The organism is Streptosporangium sp. NPDC020072 (genome assembly GCF_040631445.1).
Lineage (GTDB): Bacteria > Actinomycetota > Actinomycetes > Streptosporangiales > Streptosporangiaceae > Streptosporangium.
This window is the reverse complement of the sequence record NZ_JBEYAB010000006.1, coordinates 314155-326780: the sequence shown is the minus strand read 5'-3', so window position 1 is coordinate 326780 and position 12626 is coordinate 314155. Positions and strand designations below refer to the sequence as shown.

Below are 12626 nucleotides of genomic sequence, written 5' to 3'. Positions count from 1 at the left end.
TCGGCCGAAGTCGAGCGGTCCGGAGGATCACTGTGCTAGTGAGCAAGATCGTTCCTTACCGCTAACCACGTCCTGATTGATCCCCGAGGCCGTTCCAGCCCAATGCCCCCGAGCCCGCCTTTCGCCGCCGCAGCGGTGGCGAAGGGCGGCATCCTCGTCGGCTCTCCGTCGGTGACGGGGAAGCCGTCGGCGGCCGGCTGCTTGCCGATCGTCCGGGGCCGGTCATCAGCTTAAGGATCTTGGCACCTGACATCCGTGAGTGTCACCGCATGCCGGGCACCGCGGAGAGAACGACGGACCGGACAGGCACCTTGACATGCCGATCACGCCAGCTAAGTTCCCCGATAAGGAAACTTTCCTAACAGTACGAGGTATCGACCTCGCGGAAGGAGCCAGCGCGTGAAAGTAAGACGTGCCGCCGCCACCCTCTCCGGCGGCGCTCTCATCGCCGCTGCCGTCGTCACCGGCGTTGCCACGCCCGCCCATGCCCTGCCCGACTCCTGTTCGATCTCCTACGGGAGCGACGGGTCCATCAGCTCCTACTGTTCCACCGGTACCGGCTACCACCAGATCGTTGTGTCTTACTGCTTCGTCAACCCGTGGGTCAACTACTGTGGCTCGGACTCGGGGCAGAAAGCCCCCGTCGGCGCCACCTCCACCGTCAGGCCTCCCGGCGGCGGGGCGATCAGAGGCGTGACCGTCTTGAAGTCAGAAAGCTGAACAGGCCCCACCGATCTCCAAGGAGGCGGACGGGGCTCGCGTGTGGATCAAGTGTCATCGCCGTGGCACCGGCGCCTCCGCCAGGTGACCGAACACGTCCGTGATCAGCCGTCAGGAGCGGTATCGGCCGGTGTCCCGGTTCCGCCGACGACCGAGGCGGCGCGCCCGACGAAGTGCGCGCCGCTGTCACGTACACCGCCGGCTCCTGCCAGGCCGGAACCGGTCTTTCCCGAGTACCACGGCAACCCCCTCCAGCGGTGGGCGAACACGCCGTGATGAGACGGCGGCCGCGGAGCCCCGGCTGCGGTCAGACGTCCCCGAACATGCGGTTCCTGTCGCTCTTCGGAACATCAAGAGCACGAAGTGCCCGGTTCAGGGAGCCTTCCTCAAAACCGAAATGAGCCTTCATCGCGGCCTTGATGTCGTTGATCTGCCGGAAGAGCCGCTGTGGTGACGACTGTGAATCGTCGAGGCTCGCCTGGAAGTCGGCGAGCAGGCGTGCGAGGACCTCATGCTCACGCCCCAGGCGGGCGATCGTGGGCTCCAGCTCGGGCATCTGCTGCAGCAAGGCCGGGAAGAAGTCGCTGTCCTCGCTGCGGTGATGGCTGCCCAGGGCGGAGCAGAAGGTGTAGCAGAAGTCGCGGAGCTCGGGTTTGAGGCTCTGGGCGCGTTCGCCGGAGCGGATGGCCCTGCGGGCGTCCTCCAGCGCCTTTTCCAGGCGGTGGTGGACGTCCTGTAACTCCCGATGCCAGGCGAAGACGCGGTTGCGCAGCATGACGGCCCTCAGCGGAAGTCGTCGGCGTGCTCGTCGGCCCACCGCGCGAAACTCCGGGCGGGCAGCCCGGTGAGTTGCTCGACGACGGGCGACACGGTGGCGGGCGTTCCGACGGTGGCAGCCCACATGGTCAGGAGTTCGTCGACGACAGAGCCCGGCATGCCGTAGCGGGACATCCGCTCGCGGGCCTGGTCCGGTGTCTCCTCGACGAGGGCGAGCTCACGGCCCAGCGCGCGGGCGAGGACGCCGACCTGCTCGCGGAAGGTCAGCCACTGCGGCCCGGTGAGCGAATACCGCCGGCCCGCGTGTCCACCCCTGAGCACGATCGCGGCGACGGCGGCGAGGTCGGCCTCGTGGACGGGAGCGGTCGCCGCGTCCGGGTACGGGACACGGACCGCGCCCTGGTACCGGATCATGTCGCCCCAGTGCCGCAGCGCGTTGGAGGCGTACGCGTTGGGCCGCAGATGGGTCCATTCCAGCCCGGCGTCGGTGAACGGCCGCTCGACGTCGGCGGGGTCGTCGTCGAGCCCGGAGACCACCACGACCCGCCTGACCCCGGCGCGTACGGCGGACGCGGCGAACCCGCCGGCCGCCCGCCCGGCGGAGAACAGGTACACCGCTTCCACGCCGGTCAACGCCCGCGCCAGCGACGCCGGCTCGCCCAGCTCACCGCCGACCACCTGAACGCCGTGCGGCAGGTTCGCGGTCTCGGGACGGCGGCTGAGGGCGCGCACCTCCGCGCCGTCCCCGCGCAGCGTGGTGAGGAGGTGCCGCCCCACCGGACCGGTCGCTCCGGTCACCAGAATCATTCCTGCCGTCCTTCCGTCGTCGGCGCTTGGCCGCGGTCGTTCGCGGCGAGCAGTTTCGGCAGCTGCTCCAGCAGGCTCTCGTGCCAGGCGATCTCGGCCCGCAGGCGTGCCGTGGTGTGGTCGAAGGTCATCGGCTCCAGCCCGCGCAGGTACGGCTCGGCCTGCTCTCGCTGGTGCCGCCAGGCCGTCAGCCGGGCGACCAGCGCCTCACGCCGGTCGCCGATCAGTGCCCGCAGCTTCTCCTCGGTGAGGTCGTCGGCGTAGTGCAACGCGAGATCCACCGGGTCGGGCCGCAGCCGTACCTCACGCAGTGTCCGGTCGCGCAGTGCGATGAACTCCTCGCGCCCGGCCGCGGTGAGCGCGTACACCGTCCGCGCCGGGCCCGCCGCCTGCTCGGTGCGGACCACCTCGATCGCGCCCTCGGCGACCAGCCGGTGCAACGCCCCGTACAGGGACCCCACCTTGACGTCGGTCCACAGTTCGGTGCGGTCCAGTTGCGCCTGCCTGCGGATCTGATGCCCGTGCATCGGACCGCGCAGCAGGGCGCCGAGCACGAACATGCGCGTGTCGCTCACCCGACTACTCAAACACGAGTAGTCTCAACTAGTCAAACGCGAGTAGTCGTGCCCGCTCAGGCCCCGGCACCGGCCGCAAAGCCGGGACGGCACAGCGGAGACGGACCGCGAACCGACCTTCGCCGAGAAGGCCGGCACCCGCGTCGAGGTGCGGCCGGAGTCCGCCAAGCCGTCGGGCCATACCCGCACCGGCGGCCCGGCCCGCCGGACGGCGCCCGCCCGACCGGTACACCGGCGGCTGGAGCCAGGGCCAAGTCCGTCCCCGTCGTCGCGTTCACCCGGAACGGGCGACGAGCCCCGAGGGTGGCCCGCGCCTGCCACAGGCCATCTCCAGGACCTCCCCGACCTGCCGTTTCACCCTTCCCACCGATCTCGGCCCAATCTATGCACTTGCTGTTGCACGCACCGCGTGCATAATGAGTGCACGAGTGTACCGGCCGACGTGCCGTGTCCCGCCAGGTCGGTGCGGAGCTCATCCGAGGAAGACGAAAGGTCACATGTCATGACGAACCTGCTGGATCCCGCAAAGCTGAACACCGCCATCGAGAACGTCCACCGGGCCGGGGTTCCGGGCGTGTTCGCCGAGGTGCGCGCCGAGGACCAGGTCTGGCGCGGCGCCGCCGGGGTCGCCGACCTCGCCGTCGGCCGCCCTGTCACCGCCGACATGCGGCACCGTGTCGGCAGCGTCACCAAGACCTTCACCGCCGCCGCGGTCCTGCAGCAGGTCGAGAGCGGTCGGATAGGACTCGACGCACCGATCAGGCGCTACCTTCCGAAACTGGTCCCGGGCTCACGAGGTGATGCGATCACGGTCCGGATGCTGATCAACCACACCAGCGGCCTCGCCGAATACCTCCCCTACGCCTATCCCTCCCTCGGGCCGTTTCCCGCCCTCGCGGACACCAGGCCCCAGAGCCTGGACGACCACCGGTTCACCCGGTTCGATCCCGTCGAACTGATCGAGATGGGGGTCGCCGCGCCCGCCTTCAGCGCCCCGGGCGGCACGCCGGGGCTGTACTCCAACACCAACTACCTGCTCCTCGGCCAACTCCTGGAACAGGTGACCGGCACCACGGCCGAGAAGTACATCACTCAGAACGTCGTCGAACGCGCCGGACTCCAGGACACCGGGTTTCCCGACGGACCGCACCTCGGCGGGCCGCACTCGCAGATGTACGAGGCGTGGTTCGGCCTGATCGACCCACCGCGGGACTTCAGCGTCTTTGACATGTCATATGCGGGTGTGGCGGGTTCGCTGGTGTCGACCGTGGCGGATCTCAACCGCTTCTTCGGCCTGCTGTTCGACGGCGAGATCGTCAGCCGGTCGTCGCTGGTGCAGATGCGACGCACCGTCACGGTCATCTCCCAGGAGGGCAAGACGATCGAGTACGGCCTCGGGATGTATCCGATGAAGGCCCCCGGCGGCACCACCTTCTGGGGCGGCGGCGGCACGGTCTGGGGCGCCGGAACGATCTCCATGACCAGCCCCGACTCCAAGCGGCAGATGTCCGTCGCGATCAACCTGCAGAGGTGGAGCAGGCTCGACTCCTCGGGCAAGCCGCGGCCCCACGCCATCGACGACGCGCTCACGGCCCTGTACGGCCTGGCGATGAACGGCTGACCGGGCCGGAGAACGCCGCTTTCACCGCGGCACGTCCCACACGGTGACACCGACGAAGGCATGCCGCTGCCTCGCCCGCCCCGGCCCGCACCGAGCCGTGGAGACGGCGGTCGGCACGCCCGCACTGCTCCGCGAGACGAACGGCCGCGCAGGCGGAAGGGCCCTCTTCGGCCGACAGGGGCCCGCAGAGAAGACAGGAGAACGATGACCACGACCGACCTCGCGCCGACGAGGGAGCAGCACCCACCCTCACCGGACGCCGACGACACGGGGGAACAGTCCGTTGCGGGACTGCTGCGCCCCTACCGATGGAGCTTCACCGCCGTTGTCATCCTGCAGGTGATCGGCGCCGTCGCGGGGCTGGCACCGCTGCTGGCGGTCGTCGAACTGGGGCGCGCCCTGCTGGCGTCTGGCCCGATCGATCACGATCGTGTCTGGTTCGTCGTGATCGCCGGTGCGGCCGGCTTGCTTGTCCGGCTGCTGTTCACGGCCGCGTCGTCCGGAATCGGGCACCTGCTCGACGGTCAGGTGCAACTGGCCCTGCGCCGGCACCTGGCGGAGCGGCTGGGACGTGTGCCGATCGGCTGGTTCTCCCGGCGCCGGACCGGCGAGCTGACCAAGGTGGTGGGCCAGGACGTCAGTGCCGTGCACCCGTTCATCGCCCACTCCCCCGGCGAACTCGTCGCCGCGTTCGTGGTGCCGCTGCTCTCGCTGGTCTACCTGTTCACCGTCGACTGGCGGCTCACGTTGATCACGCTGATCCCGGTGGTGCTGGCCCTGGCGCACGTCCCGCTGATGATGACCCCGGCCCGGCTGCGCGAGGAGAGGCGGTTCGACGCGGCCATGGGACGGATCGCCGATTCCGTCGTCGAGTTCGTCCAGGGCATCTCCGTGGTCAAGGCGTTCGGCGGTTCCGGGCGCGCCCACCGCAGGTTCCGCACGGCCACCGACGATTTCGTCGACGTCTACCACCGCTTCGTGCGCGGCCTCTCGGTGATCGCCGCCGGAATGCAGCTGGTGCTGTCACCGCCGTTCGTACTGCTGGTCGTCCTGATCGGCGGCACCGTCCTGATCACGACCGGTGGCCTGCCCCCGGCCGACCTGCTGCCCTTCCTGCTGCTGGGACTGGGGCTGACCGCTCCGGTTGCGGCCCTCATCGCCCACAGCTTCGACGACCTGCAGGCCGCCAGGCGCGCGGTCGGCCGGATTCGGGACGTGCTTGAGGTTGCGCCGCTGCCCGAGCCCGCGCGCCCGATCGCGCCACAGGGCCACCGGGTGGAACTGCGGAGCGTCCGCTTCGGCTACGAAGACGATCGCGAGGTGCTGCGCGGGATCGACCTGGTCCTCGAACCGGGCACGGTCACCGCGATCGTCGGGCCCTCGGGCGGCGGCAAGTCCACGCTGGTCCGGTTGCTGCCGCGCTTCTTCGACCCGGCCCACGGTTCGATCACCCTGGGCGGCGTCGATCTGCGCCGGCTCAGCAGCCATGACCTCTACCGGACGGTCTCCTTCGTCTTCCAGGACGTGCGCCTGCTGCGCGCGTCGGTCGCCGACAACATCATGCTCGCCGTACCGCACGCCGATCTCGACGAGGTGGTGCGCGCCGCCCGGACGGCGAACATCCATGATCGGATCCTTGAGCTGCCGCACGGCTACGACACGGTGATCGGGCAGGAGGCCGGGCTGTCGGGTGGCGAGGCGCAGCGGATCGCGCTCGCCCGCGCGCTGCTCGCCGACACGCCCGTCCTGGTGCTGGACGAGGCGACCGCGTTCGCCGACCCGCAGACCGAGCAGGCGGTACGGCAGGCGCTGAGGGCGCTGGAGGGCGATCGCACGATCCTGGTCATCGCCCACCGCCTTGAGACGGTCGCCGACGCCGACACCGTCGTGATGCTGGACAACGGGTCGATCGTCGAGCAGGGCAGGCCCGCCGACCTCCTGGCGGCGAACGGGAGATTCGCCGCCTTCTGGCGATCCAGGGAGTACCGATGATCCGCATGCTGCTGCACGTCCTGGGCCATGATCACGCCCGGCCGGTGCGTCGCACCGTGGCCTTGATGACGACGACCGCGATCGTCGAGGGTTTGTCCTACGCCCTGCTGGTTCCCGTGCTGCGGGCCCTGTTCGGCGGCGCCCCCGCGGACGCGCTGCCGTGGCTGATCGCGTTCGGCGGCGCGGTCGTGATCTACGCGGTGCTGCGCTATGTCAGCGATCTGCTGGGTTTCCGCGCCGGAATCACGCTGTTGCGCGGGATGTATCACCGCCTCGGCGATCACCTGGCCCGGCTGCCCCTCGGCTGGTACAACGCCGGCCGGGTCGGGGAGGTGTCCGTCCTGGCCGGCCAGGGCGTGCTGGAGACGATGGGCGCGATCGCGCACCTGCTGGCGCCCTACATCTCCGCCCTCGTCACCCCCGTGACGATCGTCGGCGTGATGCTCGCCTTCAACTGGCAGCTGGGGCTGGCCGCGCTGGCCGCCGTGCCGTTCGTGGCGGCGATCCAGATCTGGACCGGCCGCTCGATGGCCGCGGACGACGCAGGCCGCCACGAACGTGACGCCGAGGCCACCGGGCGGGTCGTCGAGTTCCTTCAGGCTCAGCCGGTGCTGCGCGCCGGCGGGCGGAGCGTCCAACGCTTCGCGTTGCTCGACGACGCGCTGCGGGAACTTCAGCGCGCTTCCCGCCGTACCGTGTTGTCGGTACTGCCCGGCATGATCGGCTTGACGCTCGTGGTGCAGGCGATGTTCACCGTGTTGCTTGTTCTGGGCGCCTACCTCGCGCTCGGCGGGAGCATCGGTGTCGCGGAGGTGCTGACGATCCTGGTGCTGGCCGCCCGCTGCGCCGATCCGGTCCTGTCGCTGGCCGACATCGGTGGCAAGCTCCGCGCCGCACGCTCCGAACTGGCCAGACTCGACGCGGTCCTGCGCACCGAGCCGCTGCCGGAGGCACCGCAGCCGATCCAGCCGGTGGGTCACGGTTTGGAGGTGGAGTCCGTCGCCTTCCAGCATGGTGACCGCACGGTGTTCGACGACCTGTCGTTGACGGTGCCCGAGGGGCAGCGGCTCGCCGTGGTCGGCCCCTCAGGCGCGGGCAAGAGCACGCTGCTGCAGTTGCTCGCACGGTTCCACGACGTGGACGCGGGCGCGGTGCGCGTAGGAGGGGTGGACGTGCGCGCCATCGACACCGAGGTGTTGACGGCGCGGATCGCCATCGTCTTCCAGGACGTCCACCTCTTCGACGGCACGATTGAGGACAACGTACGGCTGGGCCGCCCCGAGGCCACAGAGGCCGAGCTGCGGACGGCGGCGAGCGCCGCGCGGCTGGACGAGGTGATCAACCGGCTGCCCGGCGGATGGGCGGCGAAGGTCGGCGAAGGCGGCGCGCTGCTGTCGGGAGGCGAACGTCAGCGTGTCTCGATCGCTCGCGCGCTGCTGAAGGACGCGCCCATCGTGCTCCTGGACGAGGTGACCTCCGCCCTGGACCCGGTGAACGAGGCGGCCGTCCACGAGGGCATCGAACGCCTGATGGCCGGCCGGACGGTCGTGATGGTCGCTCATCGGATGCGAACCGTCCGGCGTGCCGACCGCATCGCCTTCCTCGACGGAGGCCGGATCGTGGAGGAGGGAGGCCACGACGAACTGCTCCGCCGCGCCGGCCGCTACGCCGACTTCTGGGGTGCCTCCCTGACACCGGCGGACCACGACTGAGCCGGGCCCGTTCCGGGCGGTCGGCTGGACCGACGACCGCCCGGAACCACCCACGCGTCAGAGCCGAGCCGCGCGCGAGGGCCGGCGTGCGGCGATCGCCGCCCCCAGGGTGAAGGCGGCGTATCCACAGGTCACGGCCAAACCTGCCCATGGCGGGAGTGGGTAGTGGCCCCCCAGCGGTGACGGGTCCACGTCCACATGCGCGAACGTGGGGACGCTCTGTGTGATCGCGAACCCGGCGGCAGGGGTGATCGTCAGCAGCCACGGCGCCACACCAGCGGCCGCCAGCAGGTGGGGCACGACGACAAGCGCGACGGCCAGCCCGACGGCGACGACAGCCCGCCTGACCAGCGCGGCCAGGCCCAGAGCCAGCACGCAGGCGGCCGCGGTCAGCGCCGCGTAGCCGACGATCACCCGTAGTTCGGTACCCAGGGTGATCGGCTGGACCGGGTTCTGGTTGGCGCGCAACATCGCCAGACCGGCAGGGACCACGACTCCCGAGGCCGCCAGCCCCGTCACGAACGCGGCCACGCCGACCACCGCGGCCCTGGCCGCCAGCGGCCGCGCCGGATACGGCTCGACCGGCGGGCCGTTCCCGATCGGTCCGCTCCGGTGTCCCGCCGGGAGGAACATGACCGCCGCCACGAGCATCGGGACCAGTCCCACGGCCCCGCCGATCAGCATGAGGTCGGCGCGCAGACCGCCCTCCATCGTGGCGGGCCCGATGTCACCGCCCCCGGTCACGATGAGCTTGTCGCCGGACTCGACGACCCCGCCCGGGTGATGGGGGGTCCTGCCGTCGGACTCCATGACGACGCCGACGTCGTCGTGACGCCACGAACCGTTCGCGCCCTGCAGCGTGATCCGGTCGAAGGTCGCGGTGGCCTGGGCGAAGGCCTGCGCCATATCCCACAGGGCGCCTGGCGAGGCGGCGAACAGCCCGATCTCGACCGCCTCCGGCAGCCCGGTCAGCGTGACCGTGCCGACCTCGGTCCACGTCCTGCCGTCGTCCGACTCGTAGCCGGTGACGGTGTCGCCCGACCTGGTCAGCCGTAGCCACTGCGGGCCGTTGTGAGGACCGCCGGGCACGTCGTGGACGTAGTTGTACTGCATCCGCACGCCGTGATCTCCGGTGAGCATGACGGCGGCATACGGCGTGCCCTGTTCGAGGCTCTGCCTGACCAGGAGGCCGGCCTTCGCCCACGGCACCACCCCCTCCTTGACGTTGCGCGCCCCGGGTACGGCGTCCGGCAGCCGGATCAGCCCGGTCATGTCCGATACCCGGGCGGTGACGCCGCCGTTCCCCTTGAGCGTCTGGTGCACGAAGTAGTACTTGTCCATCACCGCCGTGCCGTCGGGTCCCACCAGGGGCGCGGGGCAGGGGCCCTCGCCCTTCCCGGTCACGCAGGTGCTGCGGGCGCCTGCGGCGATCAGCAGCCCGAGCGAAACGGTGACCAGCACGGAGGCCACCATGGCGAGCACCCGGCCTCGCGCGGAGCGGAACCTCGTCCACTCCGCGCGCAGCGTCCGAAGGAAACCGGCCCGCCGGACGGATCGGTGGGGCGTGAATGAACTCATGCCGACGGTTGTACGCGGCACCCGGTTCCAGCCAGGTCGCAGCCGCTGCGACCTGGCTGCGACCGGGGATCTGGCATCGTTGACCCATGCCTTCCCGACCCGGCGGCCGGACCGGCCGTCCTGCCCGCGCGACGAGCGGCGGTGAGCGGTGAGAGTCCTCGTCGTCGAGGACTTCGAGATCCTCGCCCGCTCCATCGGAACCGGGCTGCGCCGCGAGGGCATGGCCGTCGACGTCGTCCTGGACGGAACCACCGCCCTTGAGCGCCTGGCCGCCACCCGCTACGACGTGGTGCTCCTCGACCGCGACCTGCCCGGCGTCCACGGGGACGAGATCTGCAGGCGACTCGCCCACAGCCGCTGTGCGACCCGTGTACTGATGCTCACCGCCTCCGGCACGGTCGAGGACCGTGTCGACGGGCTGGGTCTCGGCGCCGACGACTACCTGCCCAAACCGTTCGCGTTCACCGAACTGGTCGCCCGCGTCCGTGCCCTGGCCCGCCGTGCCACCCCGCCGCTGCCGCCGACCCTGGCATGTGGGGACATCACCCTCGATCCGGCCCGCCGTGCCGTGTTCCGGGCCGGTCGGCGCCTTGAGCTGAGCCCCAGAGAGTTCGCCCTGCTCGAATGCCTGCTCGCCGTACCCGGCCTGGTCGTCTCCGCCGAGGAACTCCTTGAGCGCGTCTGGGACGAGGCCGCCGATCCCTTCAGCAGCGCCGTCAAGCACACCGTGCACCGGCTACGGGCCAAGCTCGGCGACCCGCCCGTGATCGAGACCGTCCGCGAAGGCGGCTACCGCATCGGACCGTCATGACCCGCCTGCGGCTCGCCGGAAGGTCCTTGCAGACGCGGCTCGCGCTCGCCTACGCGGCGGGCGTCTACGCCGCCGGAGTCCTCGTGCTCCTGTTCGTCGCCGTCCCGCTCGCCAGCGTCGACGCGGCCACGTCCGCAGGCCGTCCTTCGCCGGGTGCGATCGCCGAAGCCGGGCCATGGATCGGCCCTCCCCGACTTCTCACGGGATCCGCCGTCGCCCTGGCCCTTCTGATTCCCGTCGCCCTGGTCCTCGGCTGGTTCGTCTCCGGCCGGTTCCTGCGTCCGCTGCGCGCCATCACCGCCACCGCCAAAATCATCTCCGCCGGCGACCTCCACCGGCGCCTTGACCTCGGCGAGCCCATGGACGAGCTGACCGAACTCGGCCACACCCTCGACGACCTGTTCGCCCGCCTTCAGGCCTCCTTCGACGCCCAGCGCCACTTCGTCGCCAACGCCTCCCACGAGCTGCGCACCCCGCTCGCCGGCCTGCGCACCCTCCTTGAAGTCGCCCTCGCCGACACCGACGCCGACACCGACACCCTGCGCTCGGCCTGCCAGGAGGCCCTCGCCCTCGGCGGACACCAGGAGCGGCTCGTCCAGGCACTGCTCGCCCTGGCCACCGGCGAGCGCGGCGTCACCCGCCGGGACGCCCTCGATCTTGCCCACATCGTCGAAGGAGTGCTCGCCTCCCGCCGTCACCAGGTCGCGGAGAAGGGCGTCGACCTCACCGAACACCTGTCGCCCGCGGTGACGGCCGGGGACCCGGGACTGATCGAAAGCCTCGTCGCCAACCTCATCGACAACGCCATCCGCCACAACCTCCCGGACGGGCACGTGAGGGTCGCCACTCAGTCCTCCGGCACCCAGGTGGCCCTTACGGTCACCAACAGCGGACCGGTCATACCCGGCGACCAGGTCCAGCGCCTCTTTCAACCCTTCCAGAGACTGGCACCCGATCGTCACGGCCACCACGACGGCCACGGCCTTGGCCTCGCCATTGTCAACGCCGTCGCCCAGGCGCACCGCGCCACCCTCATCGCCGGCGCACGCCCCGAAGGCGGCTTGTCCATCACCGTCTGGTTCGCCTCCGAAGCCCATCCGAACCATCCCTGACGTCGGGGAACGACCACGCGAGGGCGGCCGTTCATGCGCCGGACCAGAAGGCGGTGAGCAGCGCGTTGAGCCGCTCCGGCGCCTCGACGTGCGGGTAGTGGGCGCTGCCCGGCACCTGCTCGTGCCGTGCTCCGATCCGCTCGGCGGTGACGCGCGCGCAGGCCATGAGAGGGACACCGCCGCGCTCCCGGTACGGCCCGAGGGCCTCCTCCCAGGTGCCCGAGACGACCAGCTTGGGGAAGGCCGCCGCCCGCAGCGCCGGCAGCGGGAGACCCGCCTCCCAGCAGACGCGTTCGCGCAGCGCCGTGGCGGCCGCGCGCAACCGCCGATCGCCTGTCTCCGGCTCCGGCGTGCCGGCCGAGTCGGCGGCGGTCCGCAGCCACTCCTCGGGCGTGAGGTCGGGAAGGTCGGCGTAGGCGGCGCGGTTGGCGCGCAGCGCCTCGGCCACGGCGGGGTGGTCGGCGGCCGCCTGGTAGCAGCCTGGCTCGACCAGGGTGAGCGAGCGCACCGCCTCCGGCCTGCGCGCCGCCGCGATCATGGCTCCGACGGCGCCGTAGGAGTGGCCGACCAGGTGCGCGCCCGCGCCGAGGAGTTCGGCGACGTCGTCGGCGTCGGCCAGGTAGTCGCCGGGGAACCTGTCCCCGGCGTCCGGGCTGCCGCCGTAACCCCGGCGGTCCATCAGGAGCAGCCGGAACCGGCCGGCCAGCGGGCGTTGCGCCGCGAAACCGTACACCGGGTCGTCGCCCCAGCTCGTGGAGCCGTGCACGAGGACCGCAGGCGGCCCGGACTCAGGGCCGAGCACGCTCATGTGCACCTCACCCGTCAGCGGGCCGTTCGCGCGGAACAGCGGGGTGGGAGCGGACATCCGACTCCTCCTTAAACATCGTTTAACAGTATTGAACGTTGTATAAGGGAATCGGA

General features: G+C 70.9%; 11 protein-coding genes. 6 read left to right on the top strand and 5 right to left on the bottom strand.

Going from position 1 to position 12626, the window contains the following annotated elements:
- Positions 1 to 399 precede the first annotated feature (399 nt).
- A complete protein-coding gene (locus tag ABZ470_RS16570) occupies positions 400 to 720 on the top strand; it encodes a hypothetical protein (RefSeq protein WP_352013347.1) in 321 nt (106 codons plus the stop codon).
- A 307-nt stretch (positions 721 to 1027) separates the two neighbouring features.
- Here the strand turns inward: ABZ470_RS16570 and ABZ470_RS16565 are convergent, their stop codons facing one another.
- From ABZ470_RS16565 to ABZ470_RS16555, 3 genes are read right to left on the bottom strand one after another with little or no spacing between them, the layout of a single operon-like run.
- Positions 1028 to 1495, bottom strand: coding sequence for a hemerythrin domain-containing protein (locus ABZ470_RS16565; protein WP_352013346.1), 468 nt, complete (start codon positions 1493 to 1495; stop codon positions 1028 to 1030).
- Between the two features lie 8 nt (positions 1496 to 1503).
- A complete protein-coding gene (locus ABZ470_RS16560) occupies positions 1504 to 2304 on the bottom strand; it encodes an NAD(P)H-binding protein (protein WP_362911896.1) in 801 nt (266 codons plus the stop codon).
- Positions 2301 to 2879: a PadR family transcriptional regulator gene (locus ABZ470_RS16555; RefSeq protein ID WP_352013344.1), complete on the bottom strand. Its 579-nt coding sequence runs from the start codon at positions 2877 to 2879 to the stop codon at positions 2301 to 2303. Before ABZ470_RS16555 ends, ABZ470_RS16560 begins: the two co-directional genes overlap by 4 nt.
- A 502-nt stretch (positions 2880 to 3381) precedes the next feature.
- On the opposite strand from ABZ470_RS16555, the gene ABZ470_RS16550 reads away from it, so the two are divergent.
- The 3 genes from ABZ470_RS16550 (at position 3382) to ABZ470_RS16540 (ending at position 8204) form a co-directional block, all read left to right on the top strand.
- Positions 3382 to 4500 (top strand): serine hydrolase domain-containing protein, encoded by a 1119-nt coding sequence (locus tag ABZ470_RS16550; protein ID WP_362911895.1) that lies wholly within the window; start codon positions 3382 to 3384, stop codon positions 4498 to 4500.
- Positions 4501 to 4704: 204 nt separating this feature from the next.
- On the top strand, positions 4705 to 6492 hold the full coding sequence (locus ABZ470_RS16545; RefSeq protein ID WP_362911894.1) for an ABC transporter ATP-binding protein: 1788 nt from the start codon (positions 4705 to 4707) through the stop codon (positions 6490 to 6492).
- Positions 6489 to 8204, top strand: a complete 1716-nt coding sequence (locus tag ABZ470_RS16540; RefSeq protein WP_362911893.1) for an ABC transporter ATP-binding protein — start codon at positions 6489 to 6491, stop codon at positions 8202 to 8204. The genes ABZ470_RS16545 and ABZ470_RS16540 overlap by 4 nt, the downstream gene beginning before the upstream one ends.
- A 57-nt stretch (positions 8205 to 8261) precedes the next feature.
- On the opposite strand, the gene ABZ470_RS16535 is transcribed toward ABZ470_RS16540, so the two are convergent.
- On the bottom strand, positions 8262 to 9782 hold the full coding sequence (locus ABZ470_RS16535; protein WP_362911892.1) for a hypothetical protein: 1521 nt from the start codon (positions 9780 to 9782) through the stop codon (positions 8262 to 8264).
- Between the two features lie 148 nt (positions 9783 to 9930).
- Here ABZ470_RS16535 and ABZ470_RS16530 point away from each other — a divergent pair, with 148 nt between their 5' ends.
- A complete protein-coding gene (locus tag ABZ470_RS16530) occupies positions 9931 to 10593 on the top strand; it encodes a response regulator transcription factor (protein ID WP_362911891.1) in 663 nt (220 codons plus the stop codon).
- The gene (locus tag ABZ470_RS16525) at positions 10590 to 11705 is read left to right on the top strand and encodes a HAMP domain-containing sensor histidine kinase (RefSeq protein ID WP_362911890.1); all 1116 of its coding nucleotides are present in this window, start codon (positions 10590 to 10592) and stop codon (positions 11703 to 11705) included. Before ABZ470_RS16530 ends, ABZ470_RS16525 begins: the two co-directional genes overlap by 4 nt.
- A 31-nt stretch (positions 11706 to 11736) precedes the next feature.
- On the opposite strand, the gene ABZ470_RS16520 is transcribed toward ABZ470_RS16525, so the two are convergent.
- Positions 11737 to 12570 (bottom strand): alpha/beta hydrolase, encoded by an 834-nt coding sequence (locus ABZ470_RS16520; RefSeq protein ID WP_362911889.1) that lies wholly within the window; start codon positions 12568 to 12570, stop codon positions 11737 to 11739.
- Between the last annotated feature and the right edge of the window lie 56 nt (positions 12571 to 12626).